20 protein-coding genes are annotated in these 15,651 nt (G+C 60.6%); 9 read left to right on the forward strand and 11 right to left on the reverse strand.

The features are described from left to right. The first annotated feature begins 64 nt into the window (after positions 1-64). From ftsY to rpoH, 4 genes are all read left to right on the forward strand, one after another. On the forward strand, positions 65-1,573 hold the full coding sequence (ftsY, locus tag AACY50_RS21685) for a signal recognition particle-docking protein FtsY (protein WP_339430359.1): 1,509 nt from the start codon (positions 65-67) through the stop codon (positions 1,571-1,573). Next, positions 1,570-2,241 (forward strand): cell division ATP-binding protein FtsE, encoded by a 672-nt coding sequence (gene ftsE / locus AACY50_RS21690; RefSeq protein WP_003229148.1) that lies wholly within the window; start codon positions 1,570-1,572, stop codon positions 2,239-2,241. Before ftsY ends, ftsE begins: the two co-directional genes overlap by 4 nt. Next, positions 2,238-3,263 carry a permease-like cell division protein FtsX gene (gene ftsX / locus AACY50_RS21695; protein ID WP_221732397.1) on the forward strand — a complete coding sequence of 342 codons (1,026 nt, stop codon included), beginning with the start codon at positions 2,238-2,240 and terminating at the stop codon, positions 3,261-3,263. Before ftsE ends, ftsX begins: the two co-directional genes overlap by 4 nt. Before the next feature lie 114 nt (positions 3,264-3,377). After that, a complete protein-coding gene (gene rpoH / locus AACY50_RS21700; RefSeq protein WP_003229146.1) occupies positions 3,378-4,232 on the forward strand; it encodes an RNA polymerase sigma factor RpoH in 855 nt (284 codons plus the stop codon). Between the two features lie 184 nt (positions 4,233-4,416). On the opposite strand, the gene mtgA is transcribed toward rpoH, so the two are convergent. Then, positions 4,417-5,139: a monofunctional biosynthetic peptidoglycan transglycosylase gene (gene mtgA, locus AACY50_RS21705; RefSeq protein ID WP_339464689.1), complete on the reverse strand. Its 723-nt coding sequence runs from the start codon at positions 5,137-5,139 to the stop codon at positions 4,417-4,419. 74 nt (positions 5,140-5,213) lie between these two features. Between mtgA and AACY50_RS21710 the strand changes: the two genes are divergently transcribed. The 4 genes from AACY50_RS21710 to trmB all read left to right on the forward strand — a co-directional run bounded on the left by AACY50_RS21710 (position 5,214) and on the right by trmB (position 7,456). After that, positions 5,214-5,594 carry a DUF423 domain-containing protein gene (locus AACY50_RS21710; protein WP_339430357.1) on the forward strand — a complete coding sequence of 127 codons (381 nt, stop codon included), beginning with the start codon at positions 5,214-5,216 and terminating at the stop codon, positions 5,592-5,594. A 71-nt stretch (positions 5,595-5,665) separates the two neighbouring features. Beyond that, complete coding sequence (gene thiS, locus AACY50_RS21715; protein ID WP_122604433.1) at positions 5,666-5,866, forward strand: sulfur carrier protein ThiS; 201 nt, start codon at positions 5,666-5,668, stop codon at positions 5,864-5,866. Positions 5,867-5,926: 60 nt separating this feature from the next. After that, a complete protein-coding gene (locus AACY50_RS21720) occupies positions 5,927-6,721 on the forward strand; it encodes a thiazole synthase (RefSeq protein WP_339464690.1) in 795 nt (264 codons plus the stop codon). A 9-nt stretch (positions 6,722-6,730) separates the two neighbouring features. Then, entirely contained in the window at positions 6,731-7,456 is a 726-nt protein-coding gene (gene trmB, locus AACY50_RS21725; protein WP_007913622.1) for a tRNA (guanosine(46)-N7)-methyltransferase TrmB, read from the forward strand. A 130-nt stretch (positions 7,457-7,586) separates the two neighbouring features. On the opposite strand, the gene AACY50_RS21730 is transcribed toward trmB, so the two are convergent. From AACY50_RS21730 to AACY50_RS21775, 10 genes are all read right to left on the reverse strand, one after another. Next, the gene (locus tag AACY50_RS21730; protein WP_095186985.1) at positions 7,587-7,910 is read right to left on the reverse strand and encodes a DUF3392 domain-containing protein; all 324 of its coding nucleotides are present in this window, start codon (positions 7,908-7,910) and stop codon (positions 7,587-7,589) included. A gap of 22 nt (positions 7,911-7,932) precedes the next feature. Beyond that, a complete protein-coding gene (gene hemW, locus AACY50_RS21735; RefSeq protein WP_339539163.1) occupies positions 7,933-9,138 on the reverse strand; it encodes a radical SAM family heme chaperone HemW in 1,206 nt (401 codons plus the stop codon). Continuing rightward, positions 9,135-9,731, reverse strand: coding sequence for an RdgB/HAM1 family non-canonical purine NTP pyrophosphatase (gene rdgB, locus AACY50_RS21740; protein WP_339430354.1), 597 nt, complete (start codon positions 9,729-9,731; stop codon positions 9,135-9,137). The genes hemW and rdgB overlap by 4 nt, the downstream gene beginning before the upstream one ends. Then, entirely contained in the window at positions 9,728-10,162 is a 435-nt protein-coding gene (locus AACY50_RS21745) for a DUF4426 domain-containing protein (RefSeq protein WP_221732391.1), read from the reverse strand. Before AACY50_RS21745 ends, rdgB begins: the two co-directional genes overlap by 4 nt. Before the next feature lie 26 nt (positions 10,163-10,188). Beyond that, entirely contained in the window at positions 10,189-10,809 is a 621-nt protein-coding gene (metW, locus tag AACY50_RS21750) for a methionine biosynthesis protein MetW (protein ID WP_339430353.1), read from the reverse strand. Positions 10,810-10,816: 7 nt separating this feature from the next. Beyond that, positions 10,817-11,956, reverse strand: coding sequence for a homoserine O-succinyltransferase MetX (gene metX / locus AACY50_RS21755; protein ID WP_339539164.1), 1,140 nt, complete (start codon positions 11,954-11,956; stop codon positions 10,817-10,819). 65 nt (positions 11,957-12,021) lie between these two features. Next, on the reverse strand, positions 12,022-12,312 hold the full coding sequence (locus tag AACY50_RS21760) for a DUF167 domain-containing protein (protein ID WP_169432301.1): 291 nt from the start codon (positions 12,310-12,312) through the stop codon (positions 12,022-12,024). Then, positions 12,309-12,899 (reverse strand): YggT family protein, encoded by a 591-nt coding sequence (locus AACY50_RS21765; protein ID WP_096817605.1) that lies wholly within the window; start codon positions 12,897-12,899, stop codon positions 12,309-12,311. The genes AACY50_RS21760 and AACY50_RS21765 overlap by 4 nt, the downstream gene beginning before the upstream one ends. A 10-nt stretch (positions 12,900-12,909) precedes the next feature. Then, positions 12,910-13,728, reverse strand: coding sequence for a pyrroline-5-carboxylate reductase (gene proC, locus AACY50_RS21770; protein ID WP_339430350.1), 819 nt, complete (start codon positions 13,726-13,728; stop codon positions 12,910-12,912). A gap of 23 nt (positions 13,729-13,751) precedes the next feature. Beyond that, positions 13,752-14,438, reverse strand: a complete 687-nt coding sequence (locus tag AACY50_RS21775) for a YggS family pyridoxal phosphate-dependent enzyme (RefSeq protein WP_339495455.1) — start codon at positions 14,436-14,438, stop codon at positions 13,752-13,754. A gap of 56 nt (positions 14,439-14,494) precedes the next feature. On the opposite strand from AACY50_RS21775, the gene AACY50_RS21780 reads away from it, so the two are divergent. Then, positions 14,495-15,529, forward strand: a complete 1,035-nt coding sequence (locus AACY50_RS21780; RefSeq protein ID WP_339539165.1) for a type IV pilus twitching motility protein PilT — start codon at positions 14,495-14,497, stop codon at positions 15,527-15,529. Positions 15,530-15,651: the final 122 nt, after the last annotated feature.

Raw genomic sequence — 15,651 nt, forward strand, 5'->3', positions numbered from 1 at the left:
CATCGAATATTTATTTGCCGGGGCGCCCTTATGGCGCGTCGCTACTGTGAGATAGCCGTCCTCCATGTTTGGTTCCAACGACGACAAGAAGACCCCAGCTGCGGCTGGCGAGAAGAAAAGCCTGTTCGGATGGCTGCGTAAAAAACCGCAGGAACCCGTCGTCGAACAGCCGCCCGCGATTCCTGAACCGGTCAACGCACCCGCTCCTGTAATAGAAGAAGAGCCGGCGCCGACCATTCTGCCGATTGCCGAGCCAGTGTTACAACCGGCGGCCGAGCCAGAGCCGGCGCCGGAGGTGGTTGCCGAGTTGCCGCTGACCCCGGTTGCAGAGCCGTGGCTCACCTTGCCAGTGGCCGAAGAGCCGGTGGCGCTGGTGGAAGAAGCCGCCCCTCACGTCACGCCGCCCATTCCAGCGCCAGCCGCGTTCGTTGCCGAGGTGGCTCCGGCGCCTGTGGTTGAGCCGGTTGTCGAGCCTGCGCCGGTTGTTCCTGAGCCTGTTGCGCCCGTGGTTGTTGAGCCAGTTGCTCCAGTCGTCCAGCAACCAGAGCCAAAACCCGCGCCAGGTGTTGCCGCGCCAATCGTTGCGGCGGACGCTGCGCCCGCGCCAGTGTCGGCCGAAGCCCCGCGCACCGAAGAAACCAAAGCCGGCTTCTTCGCCCGTCTCAAACAAGGCTTGTCGAAGACCAGCGCCAGCATCGGCGAGGGCATGGCCAGCCTGTTTCTCGGCAGGAAGACCATCGATGACGAGCTGCTCGACGACCTCGAAACCCGTCTGCTGACGGCCGACGTTGGTGTCGAAGCCACCACGCAGATCATTCAACGCCTGACCCAGAAGGTCGCCCGTAAAGAGCTGGCTGACGCCGACGCACTGTACAAATCCTTGCAGGCTGAACTGGCCGCTATGCTCAAGCCAGTTGAGCAACCCTTGAAAATCGTTTCGCAGAACAAGCCGTTCGTGATTCTGGTGGTGGGCGTCAACGGCGCCGGCAAAACCACCACCATTGGCAAACTGGCGAAAAAACTGCAACTGGAAGGCAAGAAAGTCATGCTCGCCGCCGGTGACACCTTCCGCGCCGCGGCCGTGGAGCAATTGCAGGTCTGGGGCGAGCGCAACAAGATCCCGGTGATCGCTCAGCACACCGGCGCCGACTCGGCCTCGGTGATCTTCGACGCCGTGCAGGCCGCCAAGGCCCGTGGTATCGACGTGTTGATCGCTGATACCGCCGGTCGTCTGCACACCAAAGACAACCTGATGGAAGAGCTGAAAAAGGTTCGCCGCGTCATTGGCAAACTCGACGCCGACGCCCCGCACGAAGTGCTGCTGGTGCTCGACGCCGGTACCGGCCAGAACGCCATCAACCAGGCCAAGCAATTCAACCAGACCGTCGCACTGACCGGCCTGGCGCTGACCAAGCTCGACGGCACCGCCAAGGGTGGGGTGATTTTTGCCCTGGCCAAGCAGTTTGGTCTGCCGATCCGCTACATTGGCGTCGGTGAAGGCATCGACGATTTGCGTACCTTTGAAGCCGAACCCTTTGTCCAGGCGCTGTTTGCCGAGCGGGAGCGTTCATGATTCGTTTCGAACAGGTCGGTAAACGCTACCCGAACGGTCACGTCGGCTTGCATGAGCTGAGCTTTCGAGTCCGTCGTGGCGAGTTCTTGTTTGTCACCGGCCATTCCGGTGCGGGTAAATCCACCTTGTTGCGCCTGTTGCTGGCGATGGAGCGTCCGACCAGCGGCAAACTGCTGCTGGCCGGGCAAGATCTGAGCACCATCAGCAACGCGCAGATTCCGTTTCTGCGCCGGCAGATTGGTGTGGTGTTCCAGAACCACCAGTTGCTGTTCGACCGCACCGTTTTCAACAATGTCGCGTTGCCACTGCAGATTCTCGGCCTGTCCAAGGCCGAAATCGCCAAGCGGGTCGACTCGGCGCTGGAGCGTGTGGCGCTGTCGGATAAAACCGATCTGTACCCGGGCGACCTGTCCACCGGTCAGCAACAGCGCGTCGGCATCGCCCGCGCCATCGTTCACCGCCCAGCGTTACTGCTGGCGGACGAACCGACCGGTAACCTCGACCCGCGTCTGGCGGCCGAGATCATGGGGGTGTTTGAAGACATCAACCGACTGGGCACCAGCGTGCTGATCGCCAGTCACGACCTGGCGCTGATTGCGCGCATGCGTCATCGCATGCTGACCTTGCAACGCGGCCGATTGATCGGCGACGGGGAGGCCGGCGTATGAGTGCGACACGCAGTCCGAAGGTTTCCGAGCGCGTGGCCCCGAAAGCCGCCGATCCACAACCGCCAAAAAAGAAAAAGCACGACGATGACGACGGCCCGGACTTCGCCACGCTGTTTCGCGCCTGGGTCGAAAGCCACCGTGCCAGTCTGCTCGACAGTTTGCGTCGTCTGGGCAAGCAGCCGATCGGCAGTTTCTTCACCTGCATGGTGATGGCCGTGGCGCTGAGCTTGCCGATGGGCTTGTCGTTGTTGCTCAACAACGTCGAGCGTCTTGGCGGTTCGTGGCAGCGTGCGGCGCAGATCTCGCTGTACCTGCAACTCGATGCCAGCCCAGAGCAGGGCGAGTCGCTGCGCGAGCAGATCAAAGCCATGCCCGGTGTAGCTGATGCTGAATATGTTGGCCGTGACCAGGCGCTGGAAGAGTTCCAGCAGCAGTCGGGATTGGGCGAAGCCCTGCGTGAGCTGCCCGAAAACCCGCTCCCGGGCGTAGTGCTGGTGACGCCGGACGAGGTCGATAAAGCGACGCTGGAAGCATTAAGACAAAAACTTTCCGAACTGCCCAAGGTACAACAGGCGCAACTTGATCTAGTCTGGGTCGAGCGTCTGGCCGCCATCCTCAAGCTCGGTGATCGTTTTGTCTTCGGCCTGACGGTGCTTTTGGTGTCTGCATTACTTTTGGTGATAGGCAATACCATTCGTCTTCATATTGAAAACCGCCGCACCGAGATAGAAGTGATTAAACTCGTCGGCGGCACTGACAGCTATGTGCGCCGTCCTTTCCTTTATATGGGCGCGCTGTATGGCTTCGGTGCGGGGCTGTTGTCCTGGGGAGTATTGGCGTTCGGCCTGAACTGGCTGAACGATGCGGTGGTTGGACTGGCCGGCTTGTACGGCAGTGATTTCGCACTGGCCGGAGTGCCAGTTGCCGACGGTCTGTCGCTCTTGCTTGGCGCGGTGCTGTTGGGTTATATCGGTGCATGGATTGCAGTAGCACGCCATCTCAGGGAGCTGGCGCCGAAGTAGAATCTTTTTGCGCGTGATTGGCCTTACGGTTTTTTTGGGAACTTGTACCTGAGTTCCCGGTCAATTTTTCGCAGTGCTGAAAGGCACAAGTATGTAAGCCGGAGGTTTTTTCGTATGACCAATTCTTTGCAACCTGCGTACGCGTTGGTTCCGGGTGCGAACCTGGAAGCCTATGTGCACACCGTCAACAGCATTCCATTGCTGACGCCGGAGCAGGAGCGTGAACTGGCCGAGAGTCTCTACTATGAGCAGGATTTGGGGGCGGCTCGGCAGATGGTGCTCGCCCACCTGCGTTTTGTCGTACACATTGCCCGTAGCTATTCCGGCTACGGTCTGGCTCAGGCTGACCTGATCCAGGAAGGTAACGTCGGCCTGATGAAGGCCGTAAAACGTTTCAACCCGGAAATGGGTGTGCGCCTGGTGTCGTTCGCTGTGCACTGGATCAAGGCGGAAATTCACGAGTTCATCCTGCGCAACTGGCGCATTGTGAAAGTCGCGACCACCAAGGCCCAGCGCAAACTGTTCTTCAACCTGCGCAGCCAGAAGAAACGTCTGGCGTGGCTGAACAACGAGGAAGTCCACCGTGTGGCGGAAAGCCTCGGCGTCGAGCCGCGGGAAGTGCGAGAGATGGAAAGTCGCCTGACCGGCCATGACATGGCCTTCGACCCGGCTGCCGAAGCCGACGATGACAGCGCCTTCCAGTCGCCAGCCAACTATCTGGAAGACCACCGGTACGACCCGGCGCGTCAACTGGAAGATGCCGACTGGAGTGACAACTCCAACCACAACCTGCACGAAGCTCTGGAAGTGCTGGACGAGCGTAGCCGTGACATCCTCTACCAGCGCTGGCTGGCAGAAGAGAAGGCCACGCTGCACGACTTGGCGCAGAAGTACAATGTGTCGGCCGAGCGTATCCGTCAGCTCGAAAAGAGTGCGATGAACAAGCTCAAGTTGTCGATTGCCGCGTAACCGCCCTACAGGCAATAAAAAACGCCCCGATCAGTAATGATCGGGGCGTTTTTTATGGTTCAGTGCAAACCAAATGTGGGAGCGAAAGCGGTAGATCATTGAACATAGATGTTGTCTGACTCCACGCCTTCGCGGGCAAGCCTGGCTCCCACAGGGGCCTTCAGGGCGCTAAGACGACGTTTTGTCATTCGGACCAAGGCGCCCGACGCGAATCATTGAGCCCGAGCAGATAGCTCGTCCCGCCCAGTTGCCTCATCTGCTGGCGAATCCATCCCGCTCGCCGCGAGACATACGCGGTCGGATGGCTTGCGCTCCAAACCCGTGGGTTCGGCAATACGGCTGCCAGATAACTCGCCTGCTGGCGGGACAGCGACTTGGCGCTCACACCAAAGTGATGCCGGGCCGCCGCTTCGGCGCCAAACACCCCGTCATCCCACTCGGCGCTGTTCAGATACACCTCAAGAATTCGCTGCTTGGGCCAGAACACCTCGATCAGCGCGGTAAACCACGCTTCCAGGCCTTTACGCAGATAGCTGCGGCCGGACCACAGAAACAGGTTTTTCGAGACTTGCTGGCTCAAGGTACTTGCGCCACGGATCGAGCCGCCGAGTTCGTTATGGGCCAGCGCTGCCTGAATGGCGCCAAAGTCAAAACCCCAATGCTCGGGAAATTTCTGATCCTCACCGGCCATGACTGCCACTTTGAGATCGTCGGAGATTTCGTTCCACGGCTTCCACGTGCGCTGCAGGTCAATCGGCTCACCATCGACCCACGATTCAATCTTGCGTTCGACCATCAATGCCGTACCCGGCGGCGGTACGAAACGAAACACCAGCACCAGCAAGACGCTGCCGCTGGCGAACCAGAGCAGGGCCTTCGTGAGACGACGGAAAATAGAACGCAGCATAGAGATGGCTTGGCCGAACCGGTGGAGCGGGCCATTATACAGACCCTGCCGATCGAGTCTGAATGGAGTTCCCAATGTTGCGTGGCTTTCTGATGCTGGCCGCTTTCTTTGGTTTTACTGGCGTAGCCTTGGGCGCGTTCGCCGCTCATGGCCTGAAAAGCCGCCTGACGCCCGAGTACCTTGCGATTTTCCACACGGGCGTGACCTACCAACTGCTGCACACCTTGGCGCTGTTTGGTGTGGCGCTGCTGGCCACGCAGATTCAGGGGCGGCTGGTGACCTGGGCTGGCGTTTCGTTCGCTGTCGGTATCGTGTTGTTCTCCGGCAGTCTGTACGTGCTGACCACCACCGGCATCAGCAAGCTCGGCATCATCACCCCATTTGGTGGCCTGGCGTTCCTGGTCGGTTGGGTATGCCTGGGCCTCGCCGCCTGGCGCTTGCAACCAACCGCTTGACGCTTGGTGCTGACCTTTAGGTCATGATCGGGCTAGAATGCCAGCCCCTAAAAATGATGGCGGCGTTACGCATGCGCATTCAGTTGAACGGCGAATCCCTTGAACTGCCCGACGGCGAGACCGTTGCGGCCCTGATCACTCGTCTGGAACTGACCGGGCGTCGAGTGGCAGTCGAACTCAATCTGGATATCGTCCCGCGCAGCCAGCATGCCGACACCACGCTCAACGACGGCGATAACGTCGAAGTGGTGCACGCTATCGGCGGCGGCTGATCGCCCGGTCCGCAAGGGCACAGAATTCTGCAAGACCCTCACCCCTAAAGAGGATTCCCCATGAGCATCGTTCGCAGCGACAAGCCTTTTGTGCTGGCCGGTCGTACTTACCAGTCGCGTTTGCTGGTCGGTACCGGCAAGTACCGTGACATGGAAGAAACCCGTCAGGCCATCGAAGCCTCGGGTGCCGAGATCGTTACCTTCGCCGTGCGCCGCACCAACCTGGGCCAGATCGAAGGCGAGCCGAACCTGCTCGACGTGCTGTCGCCGGATCGCTACACCTTTCTGCCGAACACCGCCGGTTGCTACGACGCGATAGAAGCCGTGCGTACTTGCCGCCTGGCCCGCGAGCTGCTCGATGGCCACAATCTGGTGAAGCTGGAAGTGCTGGCCGACCAGAAGACGCTGTTCCCCAATGTGATCGAAACCCTCAAGGCCGCCGAAACGCTGGTCAAGGAAGGCTTCGACGTGATGGTGTACACCAGCGATGACCCGATCATCGCCCGCCAACTGGCGGAAATCGGCTGCATCGCGGTCATGCCGCTGGCCGGTCTGATTGGTTCCGGTCTGGGGATCTGCAACCCTTACAACCTGCAGATCATCCTCGAAGAAGCGAAAATCCCTGTGTTGGTCGATGCCGGTGTCGGTACCGCTTCCGACGCCACTATCGCCATGGAACTGGGCTGCGACGCCGTACTGATGAACTCGGCCATCGCCCACGCCCAGCAGCCGGTGATGATGGCCCAAGCCATGAAACACGCCATCGTTGCAGGCCGTCTGGCCTACCTCGCTGGCCGTATGCCGAAAAAACTCTATGCCAGCGCCTCTTCGCCGCTGGATGGTCTGATCAAGTAAGAGCCATTGATGACTGAATCGAACGACACGCCTATCCAGACGGAAGAAGGCGACGAGCGCCAACACCGCCGCATCAAGAGCTTCGTGATGCGCGCCGGGCGCATGACCGAAGGCCAGCAACGCGGTCTGGATCAGGGCGCGCCGCTGTACGTGCTGCCGCTGGCCGACGCGCCGGTGGATTACGATCAAGTGTTCGGCCGTTCGGCACCGCGCTCGCTGGAGATCGGTTTCGGCATGGGCCACTCGCTGCTCGAAATGGCCGCAGCGGCGCCAGAGCAGGATTTCATCGGCGTTGAAGTTCACCGTCCGGGTGTCGGCGCACTGCTCAATGGCGTGCTGACCCAGGGCCTGACCAACCTGCGGGTCTACGATTGCGACGCAATCGAAGTGCTCAACCGCTGCATCGCCGACAACAGCCTCGATCGCCTGATGCTGTTCTTCCCGGACCCGTGGCACAAGAGCCGTCACCACAAGCGTCGTATCGTTCAGGCGTCGTTCGCTGAACTGGTACGCAGCAAGTTGAAGGTTGGCGGCATTCTGCACATGGCCACCGACTGGGAACCGTACGCCGAATACATGCTGGAAGTGATGAACGTCGCCCCGGGCTACCGCAACCTCGCTGAAGACGGCAAGTGCGTGCCACGCCCGGCCGAACGCCCGATCACCAAGTTCGAACGCCGCGGCGAACGACTGGGCCATGGCGTGTGGGACCTGAAGTTCGAAAAACTCGCTTAACCATCACGCAATACCCAATGTGGGAGCGGGCTTGCTCGCGAAGGCGCCGTAACATTCGATATCAATGTCGATTGATCTAACGTCTTCGCGAGCAAGCCCGCTCCCACAGTTGTTTTGTGTGTGTTGAAAATCAGCGGCGGTCGGCGACTACGCCGATCAGCACCAGCACCACCAACAGCACCGGTGCCAGGCTGTAGTTGTTGAACTGGCTCAACCCCTTGATCACCCATGGCGTGGCGTAGATCAGTGCGGCGCCACTGCCGATCATGCACAGCAGGGCCATCAGCGGTACGCGCAGGGCGCCGGCGATGCTGCCCAGGCGTTGTTCGACCCAGCCTTTGAAGTCGGCGCCGAACAGCACCAGCAGGCAACCTACCAGGGCCAGGGCGATTTCCGAGAGGTTGCTGCGGCTCCAGCGGGAGACGGTGGCGAGCAGGTCGAGTATCAAATCCATGCGTTTTCCCTTTGGGCTGAAGTCAGTTCAGAAATTGTTGCAGCAAATCGTTTAGAAACAGTTGTCCGCGCTCGGTAGCCGCCAGGCGTGACGGTTCGACCTGCAACAGGCCGCTTTGTTCTGCCGCTGTCCGGCCTTCGGCGAGGCTTTCCAGCGACAGCCCGGTACGCTCCGGATAAAGACGCGATTCCACACCCGCAGTGAGGCGCAGAGCGTTCATCAGAAATTCGAACGGCATTTCATCATTGGTCAGTGCCTTTTCGCCAGCCTGAAAATTTTTCGCCGGGTTGAGGTAGTCCTTCGGCAGGCGCGTCTTCCAGGTGCGCACGATGCGCCCGTCCGGGTGGCTGAGTTTGCCGTGGGCGCCGGCGCCGATGCCGATGAAGTCACCGAAACTCCAGTAATTGAGGTTGTGCCGCGCCGGGCGACCGGGCAGGGCATAGGCCGAGACTTCGTATTGCGCGTAACCGTGTTCGGCCAGCAGCGCTTGCCCGGCTTCTTGAATGTCCCACAGCGTGTCGTCTTCCGGCAGCACAGGCGGCTGGTTCCAGAACACCGTGTTCGGTTCCAGCGTCAGTTGATACCAGGAAATGTGCGTGGGCTTGAGTTCAATGGCCTGGCGCAGATCGCTCAAGGCATCGTCCAGCGACTGATCCGGCAAGCCGTGCATCAAGTCGAGGTTGAAGTTATCGAAACCCGCCTGCCGCGCCATGCCTGCCGCGCGCACGGCTTCATCGCCGTTGTGGATGCGGCCCAAGGCCTTGAGTTTTTCCTGCTGGAAGCTCTGAATGCCGATCGACAGGCGATTGATCCCCAGCTTGCGATACGCAACGAACTTCTCTTGCTCGAACGTCCCGGGATTGGCTTCCAGAGTGATTTCGATGTCGGCGGCGAACGCAATGCGCTGCTCGACGCCTTCCAACAAACGGCCGAGGGCGTCGGCACTGAACAGGCTGGGTGTGCCGCCACCGAAGAAAATCGAACTCAACTCACGACCGTAAGCGGCGTGCAGATCCTCATCGAGATCGGCCAGCAACGCGTCGACGTATTCCTGCTCCGGCAGCACTGGGCTGGCGGTGTGCGAGTTGAAATCGCAATACGGGCATTTGCGCACACACCACGGAATGTGGATGTACAGCGCCAAGGGCGGCAGCGTGGGTAGCGGTGCCCGAGGCGAAGAGGCGGCGCCGCCGATGATCAGCGACGACGCAGAGGGGGTGTCGGTCATTTCAGGCCCAGACGCTGGCGCAGCAGATCCATTGCACGGGCGCGGTGGCTGATCTGGTTCTTGTCGGCAGGGGTCAGTTCGGCGCTTGAGCAATCGCGCTCCGGCACCCAGAACAGCGGGTCGTAGCCGAAACCGTGCTCGCCGCTGGCGGCGGTCAGCATGCGCCCGTGCCACAGCCCTTCGCAGAGGATCGGCAACGGATCATCGGCGTGACGCACCAGCGCCAGGACGCAGACGAATTGCGCGCCGCGTTCGGCTTCAGGTACGTCTTTGAGGGCGTCGAGCAATTTGGCGTTGTTCGCCGCATCGCCCTTGCCGTCGGCATAGCGCGCCGAGTAGATGCCCGGCGCACCGCCGAGGAAATCCACCGCCAGACCGGAATCGTCGGCCAGCGCCGGCAGGCCGGAAATGCGTGCAGCATTGCGCGCCTTGAGGATCGCGTTCTCGACGAACGACAGGCCGGTTTCCTCCGGCTCAACCGTGCTCCACTCGCCGATCGAGCGCAGTTGCACCGATTCGCCGAGCATGGCCTGGAGTTCCTTGAGTTTGCCGGCGTTATGGCTGGCCAGTACGAGTTGCTTGAGGTTCATCATTCGCCGGGAAAAAGTTCTTGGTTGAAATTGATGGTGTCGATCTTGTCACCGGTCTGCACCTTGATTTCAAAGGTGCGGGTTTCTTGCTGAGGTACCGGGTATTGGGCGATGTAGTAGATCGCGCCCTGTTCGGTGACTTGCTTGAAATTCAGCGGCACGCTCTGGCTGGTCAGGTCTTTGACCGTGCCGGTGACGCTGGCGCTCAGTGGTTTGCCGTCCTTGATCACCGAGACATTGATCACGCCCTGGTTCTTGCTGCGGATCAGTTCGGCAGCCTTGGCGATGTCGGGCGTCAGGAAGGTGGAGTTGAAGGTGTTGTAATGCACGGTGACATCACCGAACACTTCCTTGCGCTCACTCTTGATGGCATCGGCAGCCATCGCGGTGGCGCTCAGGCAGGCAGTGAATAACAACAGCGCTAAACGGCCCATGATCGTTCTCCTCGGATTGTCGTGGCTCAGACCGCGACCTTGTGGTCAGCCAGCACGGGGCTGCTGACGCGGTAGATACCAATTTCACCTAACAGATTAGGCCATAGCTTACTGGCCCACCCGTGGCGGTGCTGTTGATCTACGGCAAGCCGATCAATGACCTTCGCGTCACGTTCGCGACAAAGTTCTTCAAAGTCTTCGAAGGTGCAGAAGTGGATGTTCGGCGTGTTGTACCAGGTATAAGGAAGAAACTCGGAAACCGGCATGCGGCCCTTGCTCGCCAGGTACCAGCGGCAGCGCCAGTGGCCGAAGTTCGGGAACGTAATGATGCACTGACGACCGACACGCAGCATTTCGTCGAGGATCTTGTCCGGGTAATGCACCGCCTGCAGGGCCTGGGTCATCACCACGATGTCGAAGCTGTTGCTGGCGAAGTTGCCCAGCCCCTTGTCCAGATCCTGCTCGATGACGTTGACGCCTTTGGCCACACACTCGGCGATGTTGTTGGCGTCGTTTTCCAGGCCATAACCGGTGACCTGTTTATGGTCGCGCAGCCAACTCAGCAACTCGCCGTTACCGCACCCGAGGTCGAGGACGCGGCTGCCAGCGGGGATCCATTCCTGGATGATTTCCAGATCAGCTCTCATGGCTTTCTCACAGCGTGATTCGGTTCATGTAATTGCCGAACGCCTGCAAGTAGCGGGGGATCGGAATCAGGAAGGCGTCGTGGCCCTGTGGCGCGTCGATTTCCAGGTAGCTGACGTCTTTGCGCGCCGCCATCAGTGCATCCACCAGTTCCCGCGAACGGGCCGGGGAGAAGCGCCAGTCGGTGGTGAACGACATCACGCAGAACTTGGCCGTGGCGTTCTCGAAGGTTTTCGCCAGGTTATCGTCGAAGTTCGCCGCCGGATCGAAGTAGTCCAGCGCCTTGGTCATCAACAGATAGGTGTTGGCGTCGAAACGTCCGGAGAACTCTTCGCCCTGATAGCGTAAATAGCTTTCGACCTGGAACTCGACACTGTGGAAGTCGTAGTTGAGCTTCTCGCTCTTCAGGCCGCGGCCGAATTTCTCGCCCATGGAGTCGTCGGACAGGTAGGTGATGTGCCCGACCATCCGCGCCAGCATCAGCCCGCGCTTGGGGATCACACCCGCTTCCTGGAACGAACCGCCGTGAAATTCCGGGTCGGTGAGGATCGCCTGGCGCGCCACTTCGTTGAAGGCGATGTTTTGCGCCGACAGCTTGGGGGCCGAAGCGATGGCCAGGCAATGGCGTACGCGATCGGGGTAGGTGATGGTCCATTGCAGCGCTTGCATGCCGCCCAGGCTACCGCCGATCACCGCTGCCCATTGGCCGATGCCCAGCAGGTCGGCCAGACGCGCCTGGCTGTGTACCCAGTCTTCGACGGTCAGCACCGGGAAATCGGCGCCAAATGGCTTGCCGGTTTCCGGGTTGAGGCTGCTCGGGCCGGTGGAGCCGTTGCAGCCGCCGAGGTTGTTCAGGCTGACCACGAAGAACTTGTGGGTGTCGATCGGTTTGCCGGGGCCGATGCAGCTGTCCCACCAGCCGGGCTTGCGGTCGTCTGGGCTGTGATAGCCGGCGGCATGATGATGGCCGGACAAGGCATGGCAGATCAGTACAGCGTTGCTCGCCTGCGCGTTCAGCGTGCCGTAGGTTTCGTAGATCAGGTCATAGGCCGCCAGCGAACGGCCACAGGCCAAAGCCAGAGGTTCGCCGAAGTGCGCCGTGTGCGGCGTCACCAGACCAACAGAATCGGGGGGGAAGGCAGTTGGCATCGACCCTGCTCTCGTTGAAATGAGGCGTAAGTCTAAAGACCGCTGGGGTTAGCGGCAAGCAACGATCAGGGGCGGCAGAGCCCCGGCAAATCCGGCAACTTCTTCGGCGAGCAGATCTTCACCCGCTTCTGCCGATTCAGCTCACCACTGAGCAAACTGACCTGGCTCTTGGAAACCCCAAAAGCCTTGGCCAGAAAACCCATCAGATAGGCATTGGCCTTGCCCTCGACCGGCGGCGCGGTCAGGCGGATCTTCAAACGATCACCATGCAGCCCGGCGAAATCATCGCTACGGGCCGCCGGTTGAAGATGACATTCGAGGATCAGGTCGTCCCCGTCCCAGCGAAACCAGCTCACATCAGCAGGCGCAGGATTTCCGGCATCATCGTCATCGCCGCGAGGTTGTTGATCACCAGCATGTCGATCAGTTTCAACGCGAGGAAGGCGAAGATCGGCGACAGGTCCAGGCCACCCATGCTTGGCAGGAAGCGACGGAACGGCGCCAGGGCCGGTTCGCAGATCTGGTTGACCAGTTCGGCACCCGGGTTGTGGCTGCCCGGAGCGACCCACGACAGGATCACGCTGATGATCAGGGCGAAGAAGAAAATCTTCAGGAACAGCGCGGTCACGCCGATGATCGACCAGATGAACAGTTGCAGCGGATTGCCGGTGGTGCCGTAGGTCAGCAGCAGGGTCAGCGCCATCAGCGCCAGTTGCACCAGAATCGCCAGCACCAGCGACGACATGTCGAGACCGAACACGCTCGGGATGATCCGGCGCAGAGGCTTGAGCAGTGGCTGGGTGGCCTTGACCACGAACTGGCACAGCGGGTTGTAGAAATTCGCCCGCACCAGTTGCAGGACGAAGCGCAGCAGTACGATCAGCAGGTACAGGCTGCCGAGGGTTTGCAGCACGTAAACCGCTGCGGTGTTCAATCCAATCATGTAAGGCTCCTTATTTGCCCAGTTGTTCGGCCATTTCGGCCGAGCGGTGCGCGGCGGCGCCGAGTGCTTTTTCAACCAGGGCTTCGAAACCACCGGCCTGGAACGATTTGATTGCAGCTTCTGTGGTGCCGGCCGGCGACGTCACGCGGCGGCGCAGTTCGGCGGCATCAACGTCGCTGGAAGCGGCCATGTGCGCGGCGCCGAGGGCGGTTTGCAGGGTCAGTTGTTCAGCGGTTTCTTTTGGCAGGCCGAGTTTGACGCCAGCAGCGGTCATCGCTTCGATCAGCAGGAAGAAATACGCCGGGCCGGAACCGGACACCGCAGTGACCGCATCCAGTTGTTGTTCTTCGTTCAGCCACAGCGCCATGCCGACGGCGGACAGTAGCTCTTCGGCTTGCTGACGTTGCTCGGCGGTCACTGCGTCGGTGGCGTACAAACCGCTGACGCCCTGACGCAACAGCGCCGGGGTGTTCGGCATGCAGCGCACAATCGGCTGTTCGCCGAGCCAGGCGGTCATGCTGGCGCAGGTGATGCCAGCGGCAATCGAAACCACCAGTTGATTGGGTTTCAGGCTCGGGCGGATGGCTTCGCACACGGCTTTCATTGCCTGAGGCTTGACCGCGAGAACGACGACGTCGACGCCGTCGATGGCTTGGGCGTTGTCGGCAAATGTTTCGATGCCATGCGCGGCGCTGACCTTGGCGCGGGTTTCTTCACCCGGATCGCTGGCGCGGATGTGCGTGGCTTCCAGACCCTTGGCCCGCAGGCCGCCGATGAGGCTGGCGGCCATGTTGCCGGCACCGATAAAGGCAATGCGTGTGTTGCTCATGTCAGGTCCTTATCTGGAAATGTTCAGGATTGGGAATAATCTCGGGCGCCAAACAGGGCCGTACCGATACGAACCCAGGTGGCGCCTTGGGCGATAGCCGACTCAAGATCGTGGCTCATGCCCATCGAAAGTGTGTCGAGCGGCAGATTCAGGCTTTCCTGCAAACGTTGCACGGCGGCAAAAGCGGCGTCCTGTTCGGCGCGCTCTTCGGTTGGCTCGGGAATGGCCATCAGTCCGCGCAGCTTCAGGTGCGGCAGGGCGCTGATGGCCAAGGCCAGTGCCGGCAGGTCGGCCGGGGTGCAGCCGGACTTGCTGGCTTCACCGCTGACGTTGACCTGAATGCAGATGTTCAGCGGCGGCAGGTCGGCCGGGCGCTGCTCGGACAGGCGTTGGGCGATTTTCAGGCGATCCACGGAGTGCACCCAGTCGAAATGCTCGGCGATGGCGCGAGTCTTGTTCGATTGAATGGGGCCGATGAAGTGCCAGATCAAGGGCAGGTCGGCCAGTTCGAGCTGTTTGCCCAAGGCTTCCTGCAGGTAGTTCTCGCCAAAGTCACGCAAGCCGGCGGCATGCGCTTCGCGCAGGGCCTGGGCGGGTTTTGTTTTGCTTACCGCCAGCAGTTGGACGCTGTTTTCATCGCGCTTTGCAGCTTTTACCGCTGCCTGGATGCGCGAACCAACCAGTTGGATGTTGTCTGCTATCGTGGACATCAAGAGGCGCCAGCGGTCTGAAGGTTCGCGGCATTCTACTGGAATTGAGGAGCGCTATGGATATCACTGAACTGCTGGCCTTCAGCGCCAAACAGGGCGCGTCCGACCTGCACCTGTCGGCCGGTCTGCCGCCGATGATCCGCGTCGATGGCGATGTGCGACGGATCAATCTGCCCGCGCTGGATCACAAGCAAGTGCACGAATTGATCTACGACATCATGAACGACACCCAGCGAGTCGACTTCGAGAAACACCTGGAAACGGATTTCTCCTTCGAAGTCCCTGGCGTGGCGCGCTTTCGGGTCAATGCGTTCAACCAGAACCGTGGCGCCGGGGCGGTGTTTCGCACCATTCCCTCGAAAGTGTTGAGCATGGAAGACCTCGCCATGGGCGACGTCTTTCGCAAGATCACCGATGCGCCACGCGGGCTGGTGCTGGTCACCGGGCCGACCGGTTCCGGCAAGTCGACCACGCTGGCGGCGATGATCGATTACCTCAACACCCATCGCCATCACCACATCCTGACCATCGAAGATCCCATCGAATTCGTTCACGAATCGCGCAAATGTCTGATCAATCAGCGTGAAGTCCACCGCGATACCCGCAGTTTCGCCTCCGCGTTGCGTTCAGCGTTGCGGGAAGACCCGGATGTGATCCTGGTGGGCGAGATGCGCGACCTGGAAACCATTCGCCTGGCGCTGACCGCGGCTGAAACCGGGCATCTGGTGTTCGGCACGCTGCACACCACCTCGGCGGCCAAGACCATCGATCGGGTGGTGGACGTGTTTCCCGGTGACGAGAAATCGATGGTGCGTTCAATGCTGTCAGAGTCGTTGCTGGCAGTCGTCTCGCAGACGCTGATCAAGAAGGTTGGCGGCGGACGGGTGGCGGCGCACGAAATCATGCTGGGCACGTCGGCGATCCGTAACCTGATCCGCGAGGACAAGGTGGCGCAGATGTATTCGGCGATTCAGACCGGCGGGTCGTTGGGGATGCAGACACTGGACATGTGCCTGAAGGATCTGGTGACCAAAGGCTTGATCAGTCGCGAGCATGCGCGGGATAAGGCGCGTACGCCGGATAATTTCTGAGCGGGCGCTTGTGTCGCTTCCATTGCACCCTTCGCGAGCAAGCTCGCTCCCACCTTTGATTTGTGAACGACACAGATCCAATGTGGGAGCGGGCTTGCTCGCGAAGGGGCCAGTACTGCTTG

Source organism: Pseudomonas sp. RA_15y_Pfl2_54, from assembly GCF_963971015.1.
Classification (GTDB): Bacteria; Pseudomonadota; Gammaproteobacteria; order Pseudomonadales; family Pseudomonadaceae; genus Aquipseudomonas; species Aquipseudomonas baetica_A.

Coding starts and splice junctions, on each gene's coding strand:
- hemW (WP_339539163.1), bottom strand. CDS start 9,138: ATGACCGACACCCCCTCTGCGTCGTCGCTGATCATCGGCGGCGCCGCC.
- rpoH (WP_003229146.1), top strand. CDS start 3,378: ATGACCAATTCTTTGCAACCTGCGTACGCGTTGGTTCCGGGTGCGAAC.
- AACY50_RS21720 (WP_339464690.1), top strand. CDS start 5,927: ATGAGCATCGTTCGCAGCGACAAGCCTTTTGTGCTGGCCGGTCGTACT.
- thiS (WP_122604433.1), top strand. CDS start 5,666: ATGCGCATTCAGTTGAACGGCGAATCCCTTGAACTGCCCGACGGCGAG.
- metW (WP_339430353.1), bottom strand. CDS start 10,809: ATGAGAGCTGATCTGGAAATCATCCAGGAATGGATCCCCGCTGGCAGC.
- ftsE (WP_003229148.1), top strand. CDS start 1,570: ATGATTCGTTTCGAACAGGTCGGTAAACGCTACCCGAACGGTCACGTC.
- ftsX (WP_221732397.1), top strand. CDS start 2,238: ATGAGTGCGACACGCAGTCCGAAGGTTTCCGAGCGCGTGGCCCCGAAA.
- rdgB (WP_339430354.1), bottom strand. CDS start 9,731: ATGATGAACCTCAAGCAACTCGTACTGGCCAGCCATAACGCCGGCAAA.
- AACY50_RS21775 (WP_339495455.1), bottom strand. CDS start 14,438: ATGTCCACGATAGCAGACAACATCCAACTGGTTGGTTCGCGCATCCAG.
- ftsY (WP_339430359.1), top strand. CDS start 65: ATGTTTGGTTCCAACGACGACAAGAAGACCCCAGCTGCGGCTGGCGAG.
- AACY50_RS21765 (WP_096817605.1), bottom strand. CDS start 12,899: ATGATTGGATTGAACACCGCAGCGGTTTACGTGCTGCAAACCCTCGGC.
- AACY50_RS21745 (WP_221732391.1), bottom strand. CDS start 10,162: ATGGGCCGTTTAGCGCTGTTGTTATTCACTGCCTGCCTGAGCGCCACC.
- AACY50_RS21780 (WP_339539165.1), top strand. CDS start 14,495: ATGGATATCACTGAACTGCTGGCCTTCAGCGCCAAACAGGGCGCGTCC.
- AACY50_RS21710 (WP_339430357.1), top strand. CDS start 5,214: ATGTTGCGTGGCTTTCTGATGCTGGCCGCTTTCTTTGGTTTTACTGGC.
- metX (WP_339539164.1), bottom strand. CDS start 11,956: ATGCCAACTGCCTTCCCCCCCGATTCTGTTGGTCTGGTGACGCCGCAC.
- mtgA (WP_339464689.1), bottom strand. CDS start 5,139: ATGCTGCGTTCTATTTTCCGTCGTCTCACGAAGGCCCTGCTCTGGTTC.
- AACY50_RS21730 (WP_095186985.1), bottom strand. CDS start 7,910: ATGGATTTGATACTCGACCTGCTCGCCACCGTCTCCCGCTGGAGCCGC.
- trmB (WP_007913622.1), top strand. CDS start 6,731: ATGACTGAATCGAACGACACGCCTATCCAGACGGAAGAAGGCGACGAG.
- proC (WP_339430350.1), bottom strand. CDS start 13,728: ATGAGCAACACACGCATTGCCTTTATCGGTGCCGGCAACATGGCCGCC.